Annotated in this window: 22 protein-coding genes; 20 read left to right on the top strand and 2 right to left on the bottom strand. The window is 35.6% G+C overall.

The genetic code is table 11. The annotated features are described in order from the left end of the window. Positions 1-90: 90 nt before the first annotated feature. The 9 genes from ACFCT9_RS08450 to ACFCT9_RS08410 all read left to right on the top strand — a co-directional run bounded on the left by ACFCT9_RS08450 (position 91) and on the right by ACFCT9_RS08410 (position 7948). The gene (locus ACFCT9_RS08450; RefSeq protein WP_412518548.1) at positions 91-651 is read left to right on the top strand and encodes a tyrosine-type recombinase/integrase; all 561 of its coding nucleotides are present in this window, start codon (positions 91-93) and stop codon (positions 649-651) included. A gap of 36 nt (positions 652-687) precedes the next feature. Continuing rightward, complete coding sequence (locus tag ACFCT9_RS08445; RefSeq protein ID WP_412518547.1) at positions 688-3171, top strand: DUF4040 family protein; 2484 nt, start codon at positions 688-690, stop codon at positions 3169-3171. Then, entirely contained in the window at positions 3158-3583 is a 426-nt protein-coding gene (locus tag ACFCT9_RS08440) for a monovalent cation/H+ antiporter subunit B (RefSeq protein ID WP_412518545.1), read from the top strand. The genes ACFCT9_RS08445 and ACFCT9_RS08440 overlap by 14 nt, the downstream gene beginning before the upstream one ends. Next, positions 3580-3927: a Na(+)/H(+) antiporter subunit C gene (locus tag ACFCT9_RS08435; protein ID WP_412518543.1), complete on the top strand. Its 348-nt coding sequence runs from the start codon at positions 3580-3582 to the stop codon at positions 3925-3927. Before ACFCT9_RS08440 ends, ACFCT9_RS08435 begins: the two co-directional genes overlap by 4 nt. Then, entirely contained in the window at positions 3914-5410 is a 1497-nt protein-coding gene (locus tag ACFCT9_RS08430) for a Na+/H+ antiporter subunit D (RefSeq protein ID WP_412518541.1), read from the top strand. Before ACFCT9_RS08435 ends, ACFCT9_RS08430 begins: the two co-directional genes overlap by 14 nt. Further along, positions 5410-5898 carry a Na+/H+ antiporter subunit E gene (locus tag ACFCT9_RS08425; protein ID WP_412518539.1) on the top strand — a complete coding sequence of 163 codons (489 nt, stop codon included), beginning with the start codon at positions 5410-5412 and terminating at the stop codon, positions 5896-5898. Before ACFCT9_RS08430 ends, ACFCT9_RS08425 begins: the two co-directional genes overlap by 1 nt. Then, entirely contained in the window at positions 5895-6191 is a 297-nt protein-coding gene (locus tag ACFCT9_RS08420) for a Na(+)/H(+) antiporter subunit F1 (protein WP_412518537.1), read from the top strand. Before ACFCT9_RS08425 ends, ACFCT9_RS08420 begins: the two co-directional genes overlap by 4 nt. A gap of 25 nt (positions 6192-6216) precedes the next feature. Further along, positions 6217-6639, top strand: coding sequence for a monovalent cation/H(+) antiporter subunit G (gene mnhG, locus ACFCT9_RS08415; RefSeq protein ID WP_412521641.1), 423 nt, complete (start codon positions 6217-6219; stop codon positions 6637-6639). A 316-nt stretch (positions 6640-6955) separates the two neighbouring features. Continuing rightward, entirely contained in the window at positions 6956-7948 is a 993-nt protein-coding gene (locus ACFCT9_RS08410; RefSeq protein ID WP_412518535.1) for a D-lactate dehydrogenase, read from the top strand. Positions 7949-8080: 132 nt separating this feature from the next. Here the strand turns inward: ACFCT9_RS08410 and ACFCT9_RS08405 are convergent, their stop codons facing one another. Next, positions 8081-9454, bottom strand: a complete 1374-nt coding sequence (locus ACFCT9_RS08405; RefSeq protein ID WP_412518533.1) for an amino acid permease — start codon at positions 9452-9454, stop codon at positions 8081-8083. Between the two features lie 306 nt (positions 9455-9760). Between ACFCT9_RS08405 and ACFCT9_RS08400 the strand changes: the two genes are divergently transcribed. From ACFCT9_RS08400 to ACFCT9_RS08385, 4 genes are all read left to right on the top strand, one after another. Beyond that, entirely contained in the window at positions 9761-10438 is a 678-nt protein-coding gene (locus ACFCT9_RS08400; RefSeq protein ID WP_412518531.1) for an NDxxF motif lipoprotein, read from the top strand. Positions 10439-10554: 116 nt separating this feature from the next. Then, positions 10555-11454: an ATP-binding cassette domain-containing protein gene (locus ACFCT9_RS08395; protein WP_412518529.1), complete on the top strand. Its 900-nt coding sequence runs from the start codon at positions 10555-10557 to the stop codon at positions 11452-11454. Between the two features lies 1 nt (position 11455). Continuing rightward, on the top strand, positions 11456-13048 hold the full coding sequence (locus ACFCT9_RS08390) for an ABC transporter permease (protein ID WP_412518528.1): 1593 nt from the start codon (positions 11456-11458) through the stop codon (positions 13046-13048). A gap of 109 nt (positions 13049-13157) precedes the next feature. Further along, positions 13158-13508, top strand: coding sequence for a zinc ribbon domain-containing protein YjdM (locus ACFCT9_RS08385; RefSeq protein ID WP_412518526.1), 351 nt, complete (start codon positions 13158-13160; stop codon positions 13506-13508). A 100-nt stretch (positions 13509-13608) separates the two neighbouring features. Here ACFCT9_RS08385 and ACFCT9_RS08380 read toward each other — a convergent pair whose 3' ends face one another. Further along, entirely contained in the window at positions 13609-13845 is a 237-nt protein-coding gene (locus ACFCT9_RS08380; protein ID WP_412518524.1) for a hypothetical protein, read from the bottom strand. Positions 13846-14028: 183 nt separating this feature from the next. Here ACFCT9_RS08380 and dhaK point away from each other — a divergent pair, with 183 nt between their 5' ends. The 7 genes from dhaK (at position 14029) to ACFCT9_RS08345 (ending at position 22513) form a co-directional block, all read left to right on the top strand. After that, on the top strand, positions 14029-14994 hold the full coding sequence (gene dhaK / locus ACFCT9_RS08375) for a dihydroxyacetone kinase subunit DhaK (RefSeq protein ID WP_412518522.1): 966 nt from the start codon (positions 14029-14031) through the stop codon (positions 14992-14994). A gap of 21 nt (positions 14995-15015) precedes the next feature. After that, positions 15016-15594 (top strand): dihydroxyacetone kinase subunit DhaL, encoded by a 579-nt coding sequence (dhaL, locus tag ACFCT9_RS08370; RefSeq protein WP_412518520.1) that lies wholly within the window; start codon positions 15016-15018, stop codon positions 15592-15594. 4 nt (positions 15595-15598) lie between these two features. Next, complete coding sequence (dhaM, locus tag ACFCT9_RS08365) at positions 15599-15961, top strand: dihydroxyacetone kinase phosphoryl donor subunit DhaM (RefSeq protein WP_412518518.1); 363 nt, start codon at positions 15599-15601, stop codon at positions 15959-15961. A 173-nt stretch (positions 15962-16134) separates the two neighbouring features. Beyond that, a complete protein-coding gene (locus ACFCT9_RS08360) occupies positions 16135-17484 on the top strand; it encodes a glycosyltransferase family 2 protein (protein ID WP_412518516.1) in 1350 nt (449 codons plus the stop codon). Between the two features lie 3 nt (positions 17485-17487). Further along, positions 17488-18594 (top strand): glycosyltransferase family 2 protein, encoded by a 1107-nt coding sequence (locus ACFCT9_RS08355; protein ID WP_412518514.1) that lies wholly within the window; start codon positions 17488-17490, stop codon positions 18592-18594. Between the two features lie 12 nt (positions 18595-18606). Beyond that, a complete protein-coding gene (locus ACFCT9_RS08350) occupies positions 18607-20688 on the top strand; it encodes a CDP-glycerol glycerophosphotransferase family protein (protein WP_412518512.1) in 2082 nt (693 codons plus the stop codon). Continuing rightward, entirely contained in the window at positions 20672-22513 is a 1842-nt protein-coding gene (locus ACFCT9_RS08345; RefSeq protein WP_412518510.1) for a DUF6270 domain-containing protein, read from the top strand. The genes ACFCT9_RS08350 and ACFCT9_RS08345 overlap by 17 nt, the downstream gene beginning before the upstream one ends. Positions 22514-22544: the final 31 nt, after the last annotated feature.

The following is a 22544-nucleotide window of genomic DNA, read 5'->3' as shown; positions in this document are numbered from 1 at the left end:
TTTAATGTTACTTAAATATGAATTATAATGATTAAGTATCATTAATTTGTATTAGAAATATTTTGTTTTTGGAAAGGAGTGGGGCTGTTCATGGAATGTGTCTTGCCGATTAAAGAGAAGTCGGATATCGAAGCGATGTATGAAACGTTGCGTCAACATAATCAACGGGATTATTTGTTGTTTCGTTTAGCCATACATACTGGGTTGAGAATTAGTACGTTAATTCATTTGAAAGGCTTAGATGTTTTAACACAAGATGAATCTTGTCAGGCTGTGATTAATGCTTGGAAACAACCGGGTATTACTGAGATTCATGTGTCATTGCCTCAATCGCTATGTGAAGAATTAGCGCTGTTTATTAAGGATAAAGGGATTGGCCAAGATGATTATTTGTTTCGTTCTGTGAAAACAAAGCGTCCGCTCTCTCGTCAACAAGCGTATCGCATTATTCATGATGCGGCGGTTAAAAATGGACTCTCTCAAATCGGTCTTCAATCTTTACGTAAAACTTTTGCTTATCATGCGTATCAAGCGGGTACACCGCTTACAGTGATACAAAAATACCTCGGTCATCAGACGATCTCTGAGACCCTCAAATTTATAGATGTCCCAAAACAAAACCACACGATTACGATTCAGATAGATCTTTAATGATTACCCCATTTATAGAAAGGAGTCTCACTTTATATGAGCCTTATTTGGCTGTTTGTCTTTATTATTGTTGTGATGTTGTGCGTGCTCATGACAAACTTGCCGAATCGTTCTGTACGTTCTGAGACTGTTTCAGAACAGGCACAACAAGAAATCACACATAATACGAGTCGGTATAGAACGACATTGAGCAGGCAAGCTGGATGGATCGCATTGGCTGCGCCTGTTGTCAGCGCAATTTATTTCATCACGATGATTCCGCGTATCGCCGCTAATGAGCTGGTGATAGTTTCATTGCCGTGGATGCCGTCGATTGATGTTAACTTTGCGTTCAGATTAGATGGCTTGTCTATCATCTTTGCCTTGTTGATCACTTTAATTGGTACGGGTGTTGTATTATATGCGAATGCATACCTCTCAAAAGCACATGATGATTTACCAAGGTTCTATGTCTATTTACTGATGTTCATGTTTGCGATGTTAGGCGTTGTGCTCGCAAATAATACCATATTACTGTACGTCTTCTGGGAGTTGACCAGTATTGCGTCTTTCTTACTCATTGCTTATTGGTATAATCGTCCTTCCAGTCAATCGGGTGCCATGAAATCCTTCTTAATTACTGTCTTTGGCGGCATGTTTATGATGGCAGGCTTTGTGATTTTATTTAACATTACAGGCACAAATACGATTTCTGAATTAGTGAAGATTCCAGTGCGTCAAACGATGTATGAATCTCCATGGTTCCCACTGGCTGTTGTCTTTATTTTACTAGGTGCCTTTACGAAATCGGCACAATTTCCATTTCATATTTGGTTGCCAGATGCGATGGAAGCACCGACACCTGTCAGTGCGTACCTGCATTCTGCGACGATGGTTAAAGCCGGACTTTATTTATTATTCCGTTTTACACCGATATTAGGTTATGAACCTTGGGTGGCTTATATTGTCATCGCTGTTGGGATTATTACACTGATGGTTGGTTCATTTGTGGCAGTAGGACAACGAGATTTAAAAGGGCTGTTGGCGTATTCCACAATCAGTCAACTGGGCATGATTATGTCAATGGTCGGCTTTGGATTTTTGGCTTATAGTCATCAAGCACAAGGGTTCCAAGCTTTCTATGTCGCAAGTTTATTTGCGGGGCTGTTTCACTTAATCAACCATGCACTCTTTAAGAGCGTGCTCTTTATGGGTGTCGGTATTATAGACCATGAAACAGGTACACGTGATTTGTCTCGCTTAGGTGGTTTACGTAAGTTGCTGCCGGTTACTACTGTTATGATGACCATCAGTGCGATGGCTATGGCAGGATTACCGTTATTTAATGGTTTCTTATCGAAAGAAATGTTCTTTAAGACTTTAGTAACTGCGAAGAAGCTTACTATGTATGACCAAGTCTTTGTGTCAATCATGCTGATTGTCGCAGTCGTTGCCAGTCTCTTTACGTTTATCTACAGCTTGCGCTTAGTAAAAGATACTTTCTTTGGTCCACTACACAAAGCAGGTTTACCGCAAGTACCAGAACATGAGCCTGTGGGTCTTTATATCGCACCGGCCATTATTACACTCGGTATGCCATTGTTCTTTATGATTCCGAACGTATTAGGACACTATTTAATCGGGCCGGCATTACGAGATATCGGCCATTCAGATAAAGTTGCACCGTTTATTCCGCACATTGCTGCGTGGCATGGTTTAAGTCCTGAGTTATGGATCACCTTAACGATTTATGTCGTCGGCATTTTATTATTATGGCGTTCACGTTGGATGAACGTGTACAACAAATTACCGGAAGTTTTATCTATCAATAGTTTATATCGCGGTATGTTGCGTGGCAGTGAACGTTCCAGTCGAAGCGGGATGCAGATTATGATGAATAACCGCTTAAACCAATACTTACACGTGATTTATTGCTTATTCTTCGCGATGATGGCTTATGGTTTTATCCGTGTAGGCTGGATTCCGATTAAAGGGTTCGAAGTGAAACCTGTAACGTGGTTTGAAATTTTAGTTACAGTCAATATCGCATTTTTATCGACTGCGTTAGTCTTTTTACGAGAACGGATGGCAATGATTATTATCAATGGTGTGATTGGTTATACCATTGCGATTGTTTTCGTACTGATGCGCGCACCTGATCTTGCGATGACACAGTTAGTGATTGAAACGATTACGACGATTTTATTCTTGTTAGTCTTCTATCATTTGCCGAACGTGCGACGTGATAAAGTGCATATCGGGAAAGAAGCAGTGAAATTATTGATTGCGCTATTCATGTCCATCTTTGTGGTGACATTTGTGATTATGGCGCAACAAGAACAAGCTTTTAAGAAGATTTCAAGTTTCTATGAAAATAGCGATACTTTAGCGGGTTCTAAAAATATAGTCAATGCGATACTCGGTGACTTCAGAGCGCTAGATACGATGTTAGAAGGTATTGTCATTATGATTGTCGGACTGGGTATTTATGCATTAATTAAATTCAAAATTAGAAAGGGTGATTCAGATGCACGAAAATGACATTGTGTTAGAAACGATTTCTAAAGTGGCAGTCTTTATTATTTTAACCTTTGGTGCTTATATTTTCTTAGCGGGTCATGACAATCCAGGCGGCGGTTTTATCGGCGGCTTAGTTTTCAGCTCAGCGTTTATTTTGATGTTTTTAGCATTTGATGTTGAAAAGGTTATTCGTTCACTGCCGTTAGATTTCAGAGCGGTTACGATTTCTGGTTCTTTATTGTCAATTGCCACAGCGATCGTTCCGATGTTTTTTGGCCACCCTTTATTGTCACATGAAGATGTTTATATCACATTACCTTATTTAGAAGAAGTACATCTTTCAAGTGTGACTCTATTTGAATTTGGTATTTTATTAACCGTTGTCGGTTCAGTGACAACGATCATGCTTGCGATAAGTGGTGATAAAAGTTGAATGTGATTTTAATCATAATTATAGGTATTTTAACTTTCGCAGGAACGTATATGATTTTATCGAAGAACTTAATTCGTATTGTATTAGGGACAGCCATTTACACACATGTCGCAAACTTAGTCATTTTGGCAATGAGCGGCTTTGATGGGACGAAAGTTCCGATTATTAACGAGGAAGGCAGCAACTATGTAGATCCATTGCCGCAGGCATTGATTTTAACTGCGATTGTCATTGGCTTTGCGGTTTCAGCCTTCTTACTCGTCTTGGTGTATCGTACGTATAAAGTGACACGAGTGAACCGAATTGAAGCGTTACGCGGTGAGGATGATGATGTCGATGAATAATATGATGTTAATTCCGCTGTTGTTGCCTTTAGTCACAGGTCTGATTTTATTCTTCTTCAAAGAACGTCTCATTGTCACAAGGCGTATTGCGATAACCATTCAAATACTGAATACCGTGGTTTCAGCTTATTTATTGGCATATGTTTATCAACATAAACCATTAGTCATTAATTTCGGTGATTGGCAGCCGCCATTTGGAATTCAGTTTGTTGGGGATACGTTAAGTCTCTTCTTCGTGACGATTGCGAACTTGGTCGTCACATGTGTGATTTATTTCGGTTTTGGTAAACGTGAACATATAGCGAACCGCTATTTCTTGCCATCCTTTATTTTGTTTATGCTGACAGGAGTGAATGGCAGTTTCTTAACGGTTGATATCTTTAACTTGTACGTCATGTTTGAGATTATGCTGATTGCTTCGTTTGTCTTGTTGACACTTGGTCAAACTTTAGAACAATTACGTGCCAGTGTCATTTATGTCGTGATGAATGTCGTCAGTTCATGGTTCTTCTTAATTGGAGTCGCCTATTTATATGGGACACTCGGAACTTTGAATTTCGGACATTTAGCGATGCGAATTACTGAAAGTCATCAACCGCCGATGATGACCATGATTGCGATTATTATGATTTTCGTCTTCGGCGGTAAAGCAGCCTTAGTCATGTTTATGTGGCTGCCAAAAGCCTATGCCGCATTAAATACAGAATTAGCTGCGCTATTTGCGGGCTTAATGACGAAAGTCGGTGTCTATGCGCTGATTCGTGTCATGGTACTGTTGTTTGATCAACAACCAGATATCACACATCAACTGATGTATTACATGGCCGTTATCACTATGATTATCGGCGCAATTGGTGTGTTAGGTTATGATGATGTGAAGAAAATAGCGGCGTATCAAGTCATATTGTCTATCGGCTTCTCAGTTATGGGCTTAAGTACGTTAAACCAAGCAGGTGTTGCTGGTGCGATATTCTATGCGGGTCATGACATGATTATCAAGACATTATTATTTTTAGTGATGGGTGTCTTGGTGGTCATGACAGGTTCTCGAAGTTATAAACAAATGGGTGGTTTAATTCATACCCACCCATCACTCGGGATTATATTATTTATTGTTACTTTATCTATTGGCGGCGTACCGCCATTCAGCGGATTTCCTGGGAAATTATTGATTATCCAAGGTGCACTCGCTGAAGGATATGTGGTCGGTGTTGTTGTGATGCTGATTACGAGTTTGATTGCGATGTACAGTTTGTTGAAAGTTTTCTTCTATATGTATTTCGGAAGAGAAGGCATGCCGGTCGTTCAACGTCAACCGCTCTTGCCGCACAAGTTGTTTGCGATGATTTTATTGACACTAGCGACTGTGTTGATGGGGCTTTGTGCAGAATGGATTTTAGATATCGCAAATCATGCGGCTGCGTTTAATTTAAATCCGAGTGATTATCTTAAGTCAGTCATTCCGAATGTGGAGGTGGAATAATGTTAGCCCAATTAACACTTAATATTTTAATCGCTGTTTTATGGACACTCTTTCAAGATGAAGACAAATTCCACTTATCTACCTTTATTGCGGGATATCTGATTGGGATTGCGATTGTCTATTTAATCCATCGTTTCTTCTTTACACGCGTATTCTACTTAAAGAAAGTCTGGATTATCACGAAATTTATTGTGATTTATAATATGCAGCTGTTGATATCAAGTCTCTCTACGATTAATTACATTTTATTTAAATCACATGATATGAATCCTGGTTTATTAATTTATGAGACATCATTAAAGAGAGACTGGGCGATTACATTATTAACCTTGCTTATTATGTTGACACCAGGTTCGTTAGTGCTCAGGGTATCGCCAGATGGCAGTCGTTTCTTTATTCATGCGATTGACGTATCTGAAAAGGATAAAGCAGTGTTAACCAAGCAGATTAAGAAATATGAACGTTTGATATGGGAGGTGCTCAAATGATTGATGTGATCATTGATTGGATGATACGCAGTGCATTAGTAATATATGGAATTGCGGTTATTATCGCTTTGATTCGTGTGATTAAAGGACCGACCACACCGAATAGAGTTGTCGCATTTGATAGTATTGGTGCGATGATTATTTCTATCGTAGGTTTACTGAGTATTGTCTTAAATACATTAGCCTTTTTAGATGCGAGTTTGATTATCGCAATTCTAGCATTCTTGAGTACCATTGGTATTTCACGCTTTGTAGAAGGAGGACGAATCTTTGATAATAAACGAAATCGTTAGTTTATTTGCGGCAGTCCTTATTTTAATGGGTTCCATCGTGGCGTTAATCAGTGCCATCGGTATTTTGAAATTCAAAGATGTCTTTTTACGTGCCCATGCGGCGACGAAAAGTTCAACTTTATCTGTATTATTCTCGCTCATTGGTGTGTTTCTTTATTTCTGGTTTACAAGAGATTATTTTAGTGTCAGAACACTATTAACCATCTTATTCTTATACATGACTTCACCTGTTGCTGGACAGATGATTGTACGTACGGCGTATAACATAGGTTCATATATGTATATGAAAGATAATACGCAAAAAGGCGCTTCTTTAAATATTGCGTATAATAAACGAGAAGCGAAGAAAAATCGGAAACTGCGTGCAGAACGTAGACGTAAAGCAACAGAAGCTTTTACCAAAGGTGAACATCAGCCCACCATCCGTTATAAAAAGAAAGAGGATTAATTCATATACGCGTACGATAGTGTATTTCACAACTAGGGTACGCGTATTTTTTTATGGTTAAATGGAGAATGGAAGGTAAAAGGACTAGAATGGGTTTTTAATCGTGGTAGGGTCGCGATAGTTTATACAATGTTATTTAAAAAAATAAAAGTATTGGACAATCATATATGCAAACGTACGCAAATAGAGTATAATCAGTTTGACAGAGTATTCAGATTAATTCATAACCTATTGACTATGTGAAAGTATTCACATAATATATGAAGTAGGATATGAATTACTCTACTTCACAACTTTTAGAATCGAGGGAGTAATTATGACAAAAATTAAATTTTTCGGTACACGTGACTATGAAAAAGATGTTGCTTTAAATTGGGCGAAAGCACACGATGTTGAAGTGTCATTCTCAAATGACTTCTTAAGTCTTGATACTTTGGATCAACTTGAAGGGTTTGACGGTGTAACAACAATGCAATTCGGCAAACTTGAAAAAGAAGCATATCCTAAATTAGAAGCAATGGGCATCAAACAAATTGCACAACGTACTGCAGGTTTTGACATGTATGATTTAGAGTTAGCCAAAGAACACGGTATTATTATCTCAAACGTACCTAGCTATTCTCCTGAAACAATCGCAGAATATGCGGTAGCTGCCGCATTAAATCTTGTACGTCGATTCCCACGCGTTGAAAAACGTGTTCAAAATTATGACTTTACTTGGGATGCGACTATTATGGCAAGACCTGTGAAAGACATGACAGTTGCAATCATCGGTACTGGACGTATCGGCGCATTAACTGGTGAACTTTTCGCAGGATTCGGTGCTAAAATTGTAGGTTATGATTTATATCCAAATGATTCATTAACTTTCTTAGAGTACAAAGACTCTATTGAAGAAGCAGTTAAAGATGCAGATATCGTTTCTTTACACATGCCTGCGTTTGCGGATAACCATCATATCTTCAACAAAGAAATGTTTGCGAAATTTAAAGATGGCGCTATTTTAGTCAATGCTGCACGTGGTGCAGTTGTGGATACAGAAGCATTAATCGAAGCAGTCAACAGCGGTAAATTAGCAGGTGCTGCAGTCGACACTTACGAATTCGAAATGCCTTATTTCACATTTGACTTTGGCGGTAAAGAAATCGAAGATGAAACATTTAAAACATTAATCGAAAATGACAAAATACAATTAACACCGCATGTCGCTTTCTTCTCTGATGAAGCGGTACGTAACTTAGTTGAAGGCGGCTTAAACGCTGCATTAAATGTCATCAAAACAGGGGATACACCAACACGCTTGAACTAATTATTGTGAGTCGAAGTTATTTTATATAAAGGAGTCGGATCAGTTTAACTGGTCCGGCTTTTTAATTTACGAAGACAAAGAAACAGGTGGAGACTTCCTAAGAAATCTCCACCTGTTTTAAAGTGTTATCGATTAGTGTTTAATGCGGTTAAGACCACGGTTTTTAAAGCCGCCGACTTTATACGCAATGAATAATAAGATGAGCCAGAATGGTGAGAAGTATAAAGCGACTCTTGTATCTTCTGCTAAGAATAAAATGGCGATAACGATGACGAAGAAGACAAGGGTACTATATGAACCTACAACACCAAAGAAGTTTTTGAATTTCGAAGCAGCATGTAATTCAGGATGTGCTTTACGATATTTGATATAACATACTAAAATAATCGTCCAGATAAAGATAAAGAAAATCGTTGCGACAGTTGTCACGACAGTGAACACTGTATCTGGAATAATATAGTTTAATAATGCGGCTAAGAATAATACAACCCCTGAGAAAATCAATGCATTGTATGGGACACCATGACGATTGGCTTTACCTAAAGGTTTAGGCGCACTGTCTGACACAGCTAAACCGTAAACCATACGGCTGTTACTGAACAATCCGCTGTTTGCGGCACTAGATGCTGAAGTTAAGACGACAAAGTTAACGATACCTGCCGCAGCTGGAATACCCGCAAGTACGAATAAGTTAACGAATGGACTTTCTTTAGGATCTAATTTGTCCCATGGTGTGATACTCATAATAACCATTAAACTTAATACATAGAAGATGATGATACGAATACCGACACTATTAATCGCTTTCGGCAAGTTCTTTTCTGGGTCTTTCGTTTCACGTGCAGTGACACCAACTAATTCAATCCCAACGAAACTGAATACTGCCATTTGGAAGGCAAGCAAGAATCCCATAACCCCGTTAGGGAAGAATCCGCCGTGAGAATAAAGATTGCTGAAACCACTTTGAATATGGTTTGGTGATGAGAAACCAGTAAAGATTAAATAGAGTCCGATGACGATTAAGAATAAAATCGCAATAACTTTAATAATCGCAAACCAGAACTCAATTTCCCCGTAAGCTTTAACTGTCATTAAGTTCAGTGCGAGTAATAGGATAACGGTAATAATAGCGGTTAAATACGGCGGAAAAGACGGCCACCAGAAATTAATATATTTGGTTACGGCTGTGATATCCGCAATTCCTGTAGCTACCCAACAAAACCAATATGTCCAACCTGTAAAGAAACCTGCCATATGCCCTAAGTAATCTTCCGCGATATCAATAAAAGAATTGTATTGGCTGTTTGATAACAGAAGTTCACCTAATGCACGCATCATAATGAACAAGAAGAACCCGATAATGATGTAGGCCAAGAGAATGGATGGCCCAGCTAACGCAATACTTTTCCCTGCCCCCAAGAAAAGCCCTGTACCGATAGCGCCCCCGATGGCGATCAGCTGAATGTGACGATTGGTCATACTGCGTTTTAAATCATTGTTTTCCATGATGTTACACCTCTTTGTAGTTTTTATATAGAGAATGGATGGCGTGCAGAGTAGAAATGCGAACTGCATATCATCTATTTTCTTTTTATGTTGTACGGAATAGAATATGTGTATGGAAGTATTATACACTAACTTTAATGAGTTGCGTGACTAATTTTTTAATTTTCTAAATTAAATTTAAATGAAAGCGTTTTATATATGATTTGACAAGAAGACACCATACATGATGAGAATTAGGGTAAAAAAGAAATGAGCGAAATTTAATGTGAAATTAAAGAAGATAATTATTCAAAGGAGAAGGTGACAGTGAAGAAACAAATAGCAGGCTTGCTGTTTGCGTCGATGACATTAGCAGTATCAGGATGTAGTAATTCAGAGGTAAAAGAAGTGAAACAAGAAGCCAAACAAGAACCGACGCAACAAGCACCTACACAACAAGAACAAAAAAAGGATACAGGTCCTGCTAAAGCAGAAGGTGAACAATTAGATTTGCACCCAGATATCTTTGATAAGAAGAAAAAGAATCAAACGTTGACCAAAGCTGAATTGAAAAAAGATATTCAAACTTATTTGAACGCTGACCATGATATCACGCGTATCTATGAGCATTACCAAGAAAAACTGCATTCTAAAGAAGGTATCTCTAAAGGTGATGCGAAACATATTGAGAGAGCCAGTGCCTTAGCGAGTACGAATGATAATAACTTCTCGCAGTATATCAATGAGAACCGTTTGCCTAAAAAATATGATGGCCATGCGCATAAGATTAATCGCTATATTACAAATTCCAATCAGTACCTTAGAGATATCGATGAGAAAATAGACGCAGCCATCGCATCTTCTAAGAATGGACGTATTACAGCGAAGGATATCGGTGAGATTGAAAAAGGGAATGACAAACCGAGTCAGCGTGAACAAAAGAAAATTGAAAAAATATTGGAAGAAGAACAAATTGATACACGCGCATTTAACTCTAATAAGTAATAAGGGCATTCTTTGTGAATGTCCTTATTTTATTCGGCAATCTTTCATGAAAGCGGTGTATAATGAAATTAAGTTTTAAAGGGATAGGTTGAGAATAGAAAAAGAAGGTGAATCTTATGGTATCCGTGTTAGAAATTAAAGATGTAACCAAACGATTTGGTAAATTTGAAGCACTCTCCAACTTAAATATGACAGTAGAAGAAGGAGAAATCTTTGGGTTTATCGGTCCGAACGGTTCAGGAAAATCGACGACGATAAAGACATTACTTGGGCAGTTGAAACCCAGTTCTGGACATATCACATTGTTTGGCAAAGATGCGTTTAAAGAAGCAGTCTCTATCCATGAACGCATAGCTTATGTACCAGGTGATGTCAGCTTATGGCCGAATTTAACGGGAGCAGCAGTGATTGAGTTCTTATTAAGTCTGCAAAAATCAGTGAATCATGAACGTAAAGCAACGTTAATTCAAGACTTTGAACTCGATATTCATAAGAAGTGCAGTACGTATTCAAAAGGGAATCGACAAAAGGTAGCACTCATTGCCGCATTAAGCATGGAAGCTGATTTTTATATCTTTGATGAACCGACGTCTGGTTTAGATCCTTTGATGGAACGCGTCTTTCAACAACATGTGAAAGCATGTCGTGAACGTGGGAAAACAGTTTTGTTATCGAGCCATATACTTTCTGAAGTTGAACAATTATGCGACCGTGTCGGTATTATTCGTAAAGGGACACTGATCGAATCAGGTACATTAGATGAAATGCGTCATTTAACACGCATGCGTTTTATTGTTACGACTTCAGATGAACTTACACAGCTAGAAGCACAACAAGGGGTACACGATGTGACTAAGCAAGGCGAAACGTATCAATTCCAAGTAGATACCGATCAAACCAATACTTTATTGCGCTATTTAAGTCGCTTCAATATTAAAAAATTAGAAAGCCAACCTATGACATTAGAAGATTTATTCTTACGACACTATGGTGAAGCACTTAAAGAAGGTGAGTAAGATGAAACGAAAAATGGCGATGCTTTCTAAAGTCATGTTGTTTTATTTGAAGCGGAATCAATGGTCTATTGTCTTTTGGATTGCGGGGTTAGTTATCTTAACTTTAATGATTCCACAGTCATTTGCGAATTTGTATCCTGACAAAGAAGCTTTAATACCTTTATTTGAAATGTTTAAAAACCCTGCGATGCAAGCGATGTTGGGGAAATCAAATTTAGGACACATTAATCTAGCAACCATGTTCGGTTATGAGATGTTAATGTTTACTGTGATACTAGTGGGTATCATGAATATCCTATTTGTGTCGAAAGATTCAAGAGGGGATGAAGAAGAAGGGCGTTTAGCGTTATTAACTGCGTTGCCTATTGGACGTCATACTTTAATGTTAGGGACTATTATTCAACAAGTTTTCATCAATTTTGTGTTAGGTGCAGCCATCAGTATCGGCTTACGCTTTACAGGTGTTGATGGTTTCACTGCTGAAGGTGCATGGTTATATGGTTCATTGATTGCGGCTACTGGTTTTATGATGGGCATGTTAACGCTATTTGTTGCGCAATTTACCACAACGCATAGTCAAACAACAGGCGTGAGTATCAGTGTCTTATTAGTGATGTATTTAATGCGTGCGATGGGAGATGTCTCAGCCTCTTGGTTAGCTTTAAGTGTGCCTTTAGGATGGGTGACACGTTCAGATGTATATAGTCATAATCATTGGTGGCCTGTCATAGCGCTATTAGGAACTGCGTTGATATTGATGATTGTTGCTTTAATATTGAATCGCCAACGTGATATGGAAGCGGGCTTATTACCAAGGTTTAAAGGACATCACCATGTATCGCATGTTTTGAAATCACCTTTTGGTCTTCAGTTGCGGTTACAACGTACAGGTATGATTGTGTGGGCAATCGGTATGTTGATGCTTGGGTTATCATATGGATCAGTATTTGGTGATTTGGAAAATTTCTTTAAAGACAATCCACTCTTACAAAGAATGCTGACAGGTAAAGGGGATAATTATGCAGAACAATTTGTACCCATCTTGATGGCCATCATGGGGATGGTGTCAACGATTCCTGTATTAATGGCGCTCTTTAAAGTTCAAAGGGAAATGCGTCTCCATCATACGGAAATGGTATTGGCTTTACCTGTCCAACGTTTACGCTATGTCATGAGCTTTGTTTGGATTGGATTCATTAATAGTGTGCTGATGATCAGCTTGGCAGCTATCGGTATGTATATCGGTGCTGTATCAAGCATGGCTAAACCTATCGCATTAAGTAAGTTATGGACTGCAGGACTTGTTTATATTCCAGCTATCCTTATCTTTGCAGGTTTAGCAGTATGTGTGATTGATTGGTTGAAGAAAGGCAGTTTAGTTGTATATTTGTATTTAGCTTATTCATTTTTAGTCGTTTATTTAGGCCAATTATTGAATGTAAAACCGTGGTTGAAGAAAATAACACCGTTTGGACATGTGCCGCGATTACCGATTGCGGATATGGATTGGCAAGTGACATGTATCATGTTGATTATCGCATTCGTTCTTTTTATTACAGGTATGATTGGATTTAAATCTAAAGATATTTCTTAGAAATGAATATAGAAAATAATTTGAACACATGAAATTCTAATCGTTGATATATCTTTTTCTTTTGAAATATGGTAGATTTAGAGGGTCATTAAAGAGCATGGAGGAAAACATGGAACAAACATTACCAAATTGTCCGAGCTGTGGTTCGGAATATACGTATTTAGATGGTGCGTTATTTGTCTGTCCAATGTGCGGACATGAGTGGACACAAGATTCAGTAACAGAAGCTGAGGAAGCGTTAAAAGTACGCGATGCCAATGGTCAAGAATTACAAGATGGAGATACAGTGACAGTCATTAAAGACTTGAAGATTAAAGGTGCTTCATCTGTGATTAAACAAGGAACGAAAGTGAAAGGCATTCGTTTAGTCGATCCTGACGATGGTCATGACATTGATTGTAAAATTCCAGGTGTCGGTCAAATCGGTTTAAAATCGATCTATGTGAAGAAAATCAAATAACATTTCGTAGCTGAAAACAATCGCAGTCACGAATTAAGTAAATCACTAATAAAGATTTACCAAAGCCCTCCTATTCAAATCGAGTAGGAGGGCTTTTTTGCTAATGTTTGTATTTAAGTTTGCGTTTTAAAATGGTGCTGATGATATCACTGATTAAACTGATAGCGAAGAGTAATGAAACTAAAACGATGTGGGTTGTACTTTCAATTTTAAAACCTGCGGAGAAGCCGTTTGCTTGGGCATTGATATAAAAATTAATTGACAACAATACTAATAAGGCTATAAAGCTGACAATGGTAATGATATCCGCTGTACGTTTCGCATAAACAAGGTTCATAAGCACACCCCTTCTTTTTATATGATTTATATTGCTTATCTTAGTTTTAATATAACACATTTGTTAATTGTATAAACGCTTAATATAACAGCTTTTTACATGAATAATCATGATTCAGATTATATAATAGAGGTGTATGTAAAGTATGAATTGATGAATGCACACAAAAGGGGTTGTGAACATATGAAAAAATTGATTCAAGACAAAACAACAATACTTTCAGATATGTTAGAGGGATTGGCACTGTCAAATCCTGAACAAGAGATAGTTGCTGAAACGGTTGTTGTGAGAAAAGAGAAAAAGCAAAAGGGCGTTGCGTTGGTTTCTGGCGGAGGAAGCGGTCATGAACCGGCACATGCAGGCTATGTGGCACAAGGCATGTTAGATGCGGCTGTCTGTGGTGAAATCTTTACTTCGCCGACACCGGATAAAATTTTAGAAGCAATTAAAGCTGTCGATAATGGAGACGGTGTCTTATTGGTGATTAAAAATTATGCCGGTGATGTCATGAACTTTGAAATGGCGCAAGAAATGGCTGAAATGGAAGGTATCAAAGTCGGTAAAGTGATTGTCAGAGATGACATTGCGGTAGAAGACGAAGAGATGCGCCGTGGTGTCGCAGGCACAGTCTTTGTGCATAAGTTTGCGGGTTACCTTGCAGAACAAGGCGAATCTTTAGAAACGATTATTGAGAAAACAGAAACACTCTTAACTGACATGCGTACCATCGGTATGGCTTTAACACCGCCGTTAGTCCCTTCAACAGGCAAGTACGGCTTTGATTTAGAAGAAGGTGACATGGAAATCGGTATTGGTATCCATGGGGAACGCGGGTTGAAGAGAGAAGCGGTTAAACCTGTAAAAGCCATTGCGTCTGAATTGGTTCAAGCCTTAACACAAGAAGTTCAAGCTAAAGAAGTCATTGTGATGGTTAACGGTATGGGCGGAACGCCGCTTTCAGAATTGAATATCGCAGTGAAATATATTAATGCAGTACTTAAAGAAGAAAATATCACAGTCAAAGACTGGTTTGTCGGCGATTATATGACATCGTTAGATATGCAAGGGTTCTCATTAACGTTATTAGAAAGTAATGAGGAACGATTGAACGCATTAAACGCACCGACAAAAAGTCGTTATTTCGGATAACGCACAAGGAGGATATACATTATGAATGCTGAAACATTAAAAAAACGTTTAATACACTTACAAGAAATCTTTCAAGAACGTGAAGATACATTAACAGAACTTGACCGTGCCATCGGAGATGGGGATCATGGTGTCAATATGGTCAGAGGTTTTAATGCTTTACCTGAGGCACTTGAAAATGCGGAGACTGTACAAGATGTCTTGAAGACAACAGGGATGACTTTGATGTCTAAAGTCGGCGGGGCTTCAGGACCGTTATACGGCTTCAGTTTCGTTAAAATGGCACAAGTTGCGGAAGATGAAGTTACTGAAGACAATTTACCGAGGTTATTAGAAGCATTTTCAGAAGCAGTGCATCAGCGCGGTAAAGTCGAGTTAGATGAGAAAACAATGTATGACGTTATTGAAAGAGCGAGAGAAGCAGTCGCAAATGGCGAAAGTGTCGATATCGCATATCTTCAAACACTCGCAGATAATACAGAAGATCTCATTGCGACAAAAGGACGCGCAGCATATTTCAAAGAAGCATCTAGAGGTCACACAGATCCAGGCGCACAAAGCAGTGTTTATATCTTAAATGCGTTGATAGGAGATGAGTAAATCAATGACATCAATTATTGTAGTCAGTCATAGTGAAGAAATCGCAAACGGCATCAAAAAGCTCATTAGTCAAATGGCCGAAGGCGTTCAAGTTATTCCAGTCGGCGGCAGCGATGGCACTATCGGAACATCCTTCGAACCCATTCAACAAGCAATCGAAGGCCTAAAAGACGACGCGATTTGTTTCTATGACTTAGGTTCAGCAGAAATGAATTTAGATATGGCAATTGAAATGTATGAAGGACAATATAGAGTAGAAAAAGTGGAAGCCCCTATTGTAGAAGGCAGTTTCTTAGCCAGTGTCAACATCTCTACAGGCATGGGCTATGAAGAAGTGATAGAAGTAGTAGAAAGTGAATATAGATAAAATAGCGGCGCATTTGTGTAGGCAAGTGCGTCGTTATTTTTATATTTAACAAACATAAACCAGCAACAAATACGCCTTTAATAAGTGTTGTAAAGTATTAAAATAATAAATGTAGATTGAGCAATATACACTTTTGTTTGAAAACGTTATGTAGTATATTAAATATAAGGCAAATGCAAACCACAAAGAAAATACATCATAGAAATGAAAGCGTTGGTGAACAAATGTTTAGCTTTATACTGCCTGCATATAATGCAGAAAAGACGATCAGTAAGACGATTGAAAGTATCTTAAGCAATAATACATCGCAAGAGTTAGAAGTTATTGTGATTAATGACGGAAGTACAGATGACACTAAAAAAATTTTAGAAAAATATAATCATCATCAAAGCATAAAAGTGATTAACCAAGAAAATAGAGGAGTCAGTGCAGCACGCAATTCAGGGCTAAATGCATTAGATAAATCTTCTCAATTTACTGCGTTTATAGATGATTCTGATACTATTAGTGAAAATTATATTGAAGCACATCTGAAAATATATGAGCAGTATCCAGAATTAAAGTTATCAGTAGCTCCAATTTTATTGAATAAGGATAATAAACTATCCTCTCAATCTTTGAATTTCAAATTTGAAAATATTTCTGGATATGTTGATATCAGGCAGCATTCAACTTCTATTCAGTATCACATGGGTGGTACAGTATTTCGCAGTGAAGTGTTTACTGTACAACAACATAGATTTCAAGAAGACCTTACTTTTTGGGAAGATGCTTTATTAATTAATACTGTATTATTAGAAAATTTAAAATATGGACTGGTTGATGCTGCCTATTACTATTATGATCGCAATAATTCAAATTCATTAAGCCACGTTGCATGGGCACAAGAAAGCAGATACACAGCACATCTGAAGAATGCCTATTTCCCTTTAATTCATTTATCTGAAACATTATACGGAGAAGTGCTCCCCTACATTCAATATTTAATTGCAAGACATTATTTAGGTTATGTTGCAGAATATAATCAAAAGTACATAATGGAACATAAATATATCAATGAAACGTTCAAATTGCTTTCTAAACAATTGTTTAAGCATATAAAACTCTCTGTGATAGATGTATTAGAATGCCCAATTTATTGCAAAATTTATCTGTACCAGTTAAAAGATGTAGAAATGCACTTATCTTCAATCAGAAAACAAATAAAGGTCTTGATTCAAGGATATCACTTTAGAAATAGAACATTACAATTTACTTTTTCGAATGAAGCTGTTGAGATACCAGGAGATAGTGAAATTTATATTAATAACACAAAGGCAGAGATTTTTAGTTTTTATAAAAGGTATATCTTAGGAGAAGAAATTGAAAGAGATATAACTGTCAATAAATATGATGTGCAAATAAATCCTTGGCACTTATTCTTTGGTTTTACAGTACAGATAAAAGGTGAGGGTTATAATTATTTGATAAAAAGTCCTTCAATCTTAAAAAGACTATCTATGAAACTACATAGGAGGAAATAAACAATGATTTCAGTGATTTTACCGGTTTACAATGCAGGAGATTATATAGAAGAGTGTTTAGATTCATTATTAAACCAAACAATCGGCGAAGAAAATCTAGAAGTGATTTTAATAGATGATGCTTCAACTGATAATTCGGTTGAAAAAATAAAGAACTTTAAAAATAAATTTACTAACTTAGTATTATATCAATTCAAAAAAAACAACGGTTCACCAGGAAAACCAAGAAATAAAGGTGTTTCATTAGCAACAGGTGAATTTATCCATTTTATGGATCCTGATGATGTACTATATAAAAATACCTATGAGATATTGTTGGATAATATGAGAGATAAAGACGACTTTGTGATGGGGAAAATGATTGCGTTTAATGAGGATGGAAGCACCTTTCAACATGTTACTTTTCGAAATTATAAGATGCAAAAAACATACGTGAGTACTAAATTGAAACTTGTACCATTTTTTGCCCAAGTAAAAGTGGGAGTAGTTTTAAAATTGATAAGAAAACAATTTTATTTAAAAAACGAAATCCATTTTGTTGAAAATATGAAAAATGGTGAGGATAAATTAGTTGATACAATGTTATATACAAGAGCTAATCATTTTACATATATCCCAGAACCGGTATATCTGTATAGAAATAGAATCGAAGATGAAAACGAATCATTAACACATGGTGATATTAATAGAAGCATAAAGAACGATATAGAAGCTTTTGGTATTTGTCGTCCTTATTTTAGTTCTGAAGAACTGGAGTTTTTTAAAATCAATGTTTTTAGATCATTGTTATGGAAAATTATTTCTGAAGAATTTATCAATAGTGACACATCATACAAAAATGAGGTGTTGAAAGAAATTCAAAGTAAAATACTTCCAATTAATAAGCAAGTTTTAAAATTATATTTGGATAACGAAGCAGCGATTATCAAGTTGATTTCTGATTGTGAATATAAGTTGGCCATTCAGTACATTGAATTGTTTCATAATAGAAGAGAAACTTTCTATATAGGTTCTAGATTATTAAGGAAAACAAGAGAGTCAAAAAAATTCATTAATAGTAAAAGTTATAAGCTGTATAGTCTTTTAAGTAAATATAATATTTTGCGATAGTAGGGGTGAAAAATGAACATTTTAACAATTGATTTGAACATTAAAAAGTTTGATGAAAACAAGGAAAGCTTTCCAAGCACTATCAACAATAAAAAAGGTGATTTTCAAATTGATCCTATTAAGGATATTAATCAGGTTATAAACACACAAGAATATGATTATGTTTATTTTCGAAATCCATCATACATGGTAGAACACAACACTATCTTAAAAGTTGCTAGAAAATTGGAAGAAACCAAAATAAAATGCGCAGAATTCACATATACAAATGTGAATCAAGAAAAGTTTTCAACATTAACAACATTTAATTTTAAAGATTTACTTTCTAGCAGTATGATTGATGTAAAAAATGATCATGTTATTTGTTTTGGAGAAGTTTATTACAAATCAAAATTAGAAAAACGACCTAAAATTTACGTTCAAGCGCATAATGAAAACAATCGCTTGTTGAGTGCAAAAAAAATGCAGTCACTTGATTATAGTAAAATGCAATCTTATGAAATTAGCTATGCAATTCGATTTTTAACTAAATCAAACTATTTATATGAGTTGAGAAATAATGCGAAAATCAATATGAATGACCGTGACATATTGAACAATCTTCAATCGCTTGTTGTTAGTGGTGAATTTGTTAATGAAGCAAGTAAAGATACGCAATATCAAATACTGAACAAAATAAAACAACTTCTACGTCTAGTTGATTTAGAGGGAAATATTGAAAACAAACTATTCTTTGATTTGGTGAAAAAGGATTATTTCGAAGAGGCATTAAAAGAAATTGCTATTTATAAAAGCTATGTATATTGGAATGCTATCGAAAAGGATATTGAAAGTAAATATAGTGTTGAGTTTGTTGATATCAGAGGAACAGCCGCATGGAAAAAAACACAAAAATTCAGAGATTTGCGAATCAGTTTAAAAATGAAAAAACATCAGATTGAAAAAGTGTTGTTGAAAAGTATAGCTAAAATTAGTTTTAAGAAAACCAAAGAAATATGGCTCATTTCAGAAAGGATTAATACTGCATCAGACAATTCTTATTTTTTATATAGATATCTAAGAGAAAATCAAAGTGAAGTCGATGTTTATTATTTAATTGATAAAAATGCACATGAAGTTATTAAAAAACTAGAAACTTTAGGAAGTAAAAATATCATTTTCATTTCTTCCTTATTGCATAAATTGATGATGATCAAAGCTGATAAACTGATTACTTCTTTTACGATTGAAGAAACAATGATGCCATATAACACTAAAGAGTACATGGAAATCAATAGTGACATCTTAGAAAAGAAAGATGTTATTTCTATTCAACATGGAATGATTATAAATAATGTATCACCTTATTTATCCAAGAAAAATTATTGGGTAGACTACATTACTGTTAATAACAAATATGAGAAAGACATTATTATGAATAGTTTAGGTTTTAAAGACGATGAAGTACTTATTACAGGTATGGCCAGACAAGATAATTTATTGGAGCATAGTAAAATGGGTAATTCTATTATTTTAATGCCAACTTGGCAAAGAGAGCTCCAACATTTAAATCCCTCACAATTTTTACATTCAGAATACTATTTAAAGATAAAAGAGCTAGTAAATGACAGACGGATGTCTGATTACTTAAAGGATAGTGGATTAACTTTGAACGTACTACTTCATCCACAATTTAATAAATATATAAAATTGCTAAGTAGTAGTAATCCTATGATTAAATTTATATCATTAGAGGAAGCAGATTTACCTACTTTGATAGCTGAAGCTAAAGTATTAATTACTGATTTTTCATCAGTAAGTGTTGATTTTCTCTTCCAGCAAAAAAATGTGGTTTTTTATCAATATAATAAATATGTATTGCACCATGTGCCAACGGAAGAGATTAAATATGAAGATATTGGTAAAGTTGTTACTAACTTATCTGATTTATTTGAAACACTAAATAGTATCAGTTCAATTAATTTTGAGTTATTACCTGAATATCAAAATTCATATGAAAAGCTGTTTGAAGTGAAAACAGATATTAGCTCGCACATCTTCCAAGCGATAAAATCATTAGAAAAGAAGGTACATCATCATGTTAAAGAGGATTAAATATAAATCTAATATCTTAAGTATTAGAAGTAATGAAAAGGTTGATTATAGTTACGTAGACATGATTGGTAGATTTTCGAACCGAATTAATTTGAAAATCAATCAGGTTGGAAGATATTCTGAAATTGACTTGACGCCATTAAAAACACAACAAATAAAACCGATTAAATTGAAGATAAGTGCTAGATTAAAAAAAGCGGCATCTGTTTTAATCAAGAATCATAATAATTTGTATGATATTAAAGTATACACTGAGGATAAACAAGTTTATTTAGAAACCATAGCAAAACCAGATGAACAATTACAAGTTATAAAAAACAATGGTTTTGCAATAGGTTCTGATTTTAAAGTTAATGCAAAACTTTGTTTAATGTTAGAAAAAGGCTCTCAATTTTATACTGACTATATTGATTTAGCACCTGAAAATGGTATTTTTAGGGTGGATAATATGATAAAAATAATCCGAAAATATAAATCGTTTAACACAGTATGGAAAGTTTTCATTATGATTAAAGATAATGACGGTAATGTCATAGAAAAAACAGTTGGTTTAAGCACATTGTATTCAGAGTTCAAAGACAAATTCCAGGAACATCACATTCAATATAATAAGCATTTTAATGATTTGTATGTCGATATTCCTGAAAATGAAGATAAATATAAAATTGCTGATACAACAGTTGAAGACAATGTGTTAAAGTTGATAATTCAAGCTAGCAATAAGTCGCCGAATTATAAGTCAGTATTTATAGCTAGGCGCAATAGACAAGGAAATATATTTGAATATCAAGATATCAAACAATATGAAATTAAAAAGAAAGAGTGCAAAATCCCTGTTGATTCACTAGCAATAGAGCAATATTGTGATGGAGATAACTTAGACTTTTTAATCGGAAATAGATTTGAGTCCGCACAATATTTAACAAGCATAACGGATGATAAGTTATCTCGAAAACCTCTAAGAGTTTCTAATGATTACATTGGAACATTATATAAAAACGGAAGAGGATCTGTCTCACTTTATATAGAGCCAAATACAATCAATACCGATGAGTCAGGTGTGAAGATAGCAGTTTTAGGAACATGTTTCTCAAGAAATGCATTTAATTCGAGTGATTATTTTAACCCTGATTACAAAAAATATTTCAACTGTGTTTACACTCAATTTCACAGTACAATAAAATCTTTAATTTCATCACCTGCCCCTAAGGCACTGATAGAGCAATATAGCAACGAAAAAGAATTTGAGCATATTAATACGGATATGAGTAAAACTTACTTTGAAGAGTTGAAAGAAAGTGATGCTGAGTATCTTATTATCGATTTGTACTCCGATGCAATGTTGCAGCAATTAGAATTAAATAATGGATCCACTATTACGTATTCTTATTTGATTAAAGAGAAGGTTGTATTAGGTGATTATGTATTAGATTGGGGACATGATAAATTTAAAAAGCTTAATTGTTTTATAGAAGACTGGGAAAAGAATATAGAAATATTTATGAGAAAGTTAGTAGAGATTATTCCGGAAGATCATATAATTTTAGATCGTGGAAGACTTGCGGAAAGATATCATACTGAATCGAATAAACTTGGTCGTTTTGGAACAATTGATTTTATTCGAAGAAATAACTACTTATGGGAAAAATTAGACAATGTATTTCAGGAAAAATACCCCAATATTAAAGTCATAGATATGAGCAACACACATTATTATGCCGATCGTAACTATCCATTTGGTTTTTCATACTCCCATTATGAAAGTGCCTATTATAAAGAATTTTTGAATCGTCTTATAAAAATCACATATCTAGATAAAATTTAACCTATCGTTCAAGAAGTCGTGAATCGGCTTC

It is taken from the genome of Staphylococcus simulans, from assembly GCF_047037175.1.
Lineage (GTDB): Bacteria > Bacillota > Bacilli > Staphylococcales > Staphylococcaceae > Staphylococcus > Staphylococcus simulans_C.
The sequence above is the reverse complement of the archived record's forward strand: the minus strand, read 5'-3'. Positions and strand labels throughout refer to the sequence as shown.

What these genes read in the sequence shown, in the direction of transcription:
- dhaK (WP_412518522.1), top strand. Translation starts at nt 14,029, where the DNA reads ATGAAAAAATTGATTCAAGACAAAACAACAATACTTTCAGATATGTTA.
- ACFCT9_RS08420 (WP_412518537.1), top strand. Translation starts at nt 5,895, where the DNA reads ATGATTGATGTGATCATTGATTGGATGATACGCAGTGCATTAGTAATA.
- ACFCT9_RS08380 (WP_412518524.1), bottom strand. Translation starts at nt 13,845, where the DNA reads ATGAACCTTGTTTATGCGAAACGTACAGCGGATATCATTACCATTGTC.
- ACFCT9_RS08395 (WP_412518529.1), top strand. Translation starts at nt 10,555, where the DNA reads ATGGTATCCGTGTTAGAAATTAAAGATGTAACCAAACGATTTGGTAAA.
- ACFCT9_RS08360 (WP_412518516.1), top strand. Translation starts at nt 16,135, where the DNA reads ATGCAAACCACAAAGAAAATACATCATAGAAATGAAAGCGTTGGTGAA.
- ACFCT9_RS08355 (WP_412518514.1), top strand. Translation starts at nt 17,488, where the DNA reads ATGATTTCAGTGATTTTACCGGTTTACAATGCAGGAGATTATATAGAA.
- ACFCT9_RS08410 (WP_412518535.1), top strand. Translation starts at nt 6,956, where the DNA reads ATGACAAAAATTAAATTTTTCGGTACACGTGACTATGAAAAAGATGTT.
- ACFCT9_RS08405 (WP_412518533.1), bottom strand. Translation starts at nt 9,454, where the DNA reads ATGGAAAACAATGATTTAAAACGCAGTATGACCAATCGTCACATTCAG.
- ACFCT9_RS08350 (WP_412518512.1), top strand. Translation starts at nt 18,607, where the DNA reads ATGAACATTTTAACAATTGATTTGAACATTAAAAAGTTTGATGAAAAC.
- ACFCT9_RS08440 (WP_412518545.1), top strand. Translation starts at nt 3,158, where the DNA reads ATGCACGAAAATGACATTGTGTTAGAAACGATTTCTAAAGTGGCAGTC.
- ACFCT9_RS08450 (WP_412518548.1), top strand. Translation starts at nt 91, where the DNA reads ATGGAATGTGTCTTGCCGATTAAAGAGAAGTCGGATATCGAAGCGATG.
- mnhG (WP_412521641.1), top strand. Translation starts at nt 6,217, where the DNA reads ATGGGTTCCATCGTGGCGTTAATCAGTGCCATCGGTATTTTGAAATTC.
- ACFCT9_RS08425 (WP_412518539.1), top strand. Translation starts at nt 5,410, where the DNA reads ATGTTAGCCCAATTAACACTTAATATTTTAATCGCTGTTTTATGGACA.
- dhaL (WP_412518520.1), top strand. Translation starts at nt 15,016, where the DNA reads ATGAATGCTGAAACATTAAAAAAACGTTTAATACACTTACAAGAAATC.
- ACFCT9_RS08385 (WP_412518526.1), top strand. Translation starts at nt 13,158, where the DNA reads ATGGAACAAACATTACCAAATTGTCCGAGCTGTGGTTCGGAATATACG.
- ACFCT9_RS08445 (WP_412518547.1), top strand. Translation starts at nt 688, where the DNA reads ATGAGCCTTATTTGGCTGTTTGTCTTTATTATTGTTGTGATGTTGTGC.
- ACFCT9_RS08345 (WP_412518510.1), top strand. Translation starts at nt 20,672, where the DNA reads ATGTTAAAGAGGATTAAATATAAATCTAATATCTTAAGTATTAGAAGT.
- ACFCT9_RS08390 (WP_412518528.1), top strand. Translation starts at nt 11,456, where the DNA reads ATGAAACGAAAAATGGCGATGCTTTCTAAAGTCATGTTGTTTTATTTG.
- ACFCT9_RS08430 (WP_412518541.1), top strand. Translation starts at nt 3,914, where the DNA reads ATGTCGATGAATAATATGATGTTAATTCCGCTGTTGTTGCCTTTAGTC.
- dhaM (WP_412518518.1), top strand. Translation starts at nt 15,599, where the DNA reads ATGACATCAATTATTGTAGTCAGTCATAGTGAAGAAATCGCAAACGGC.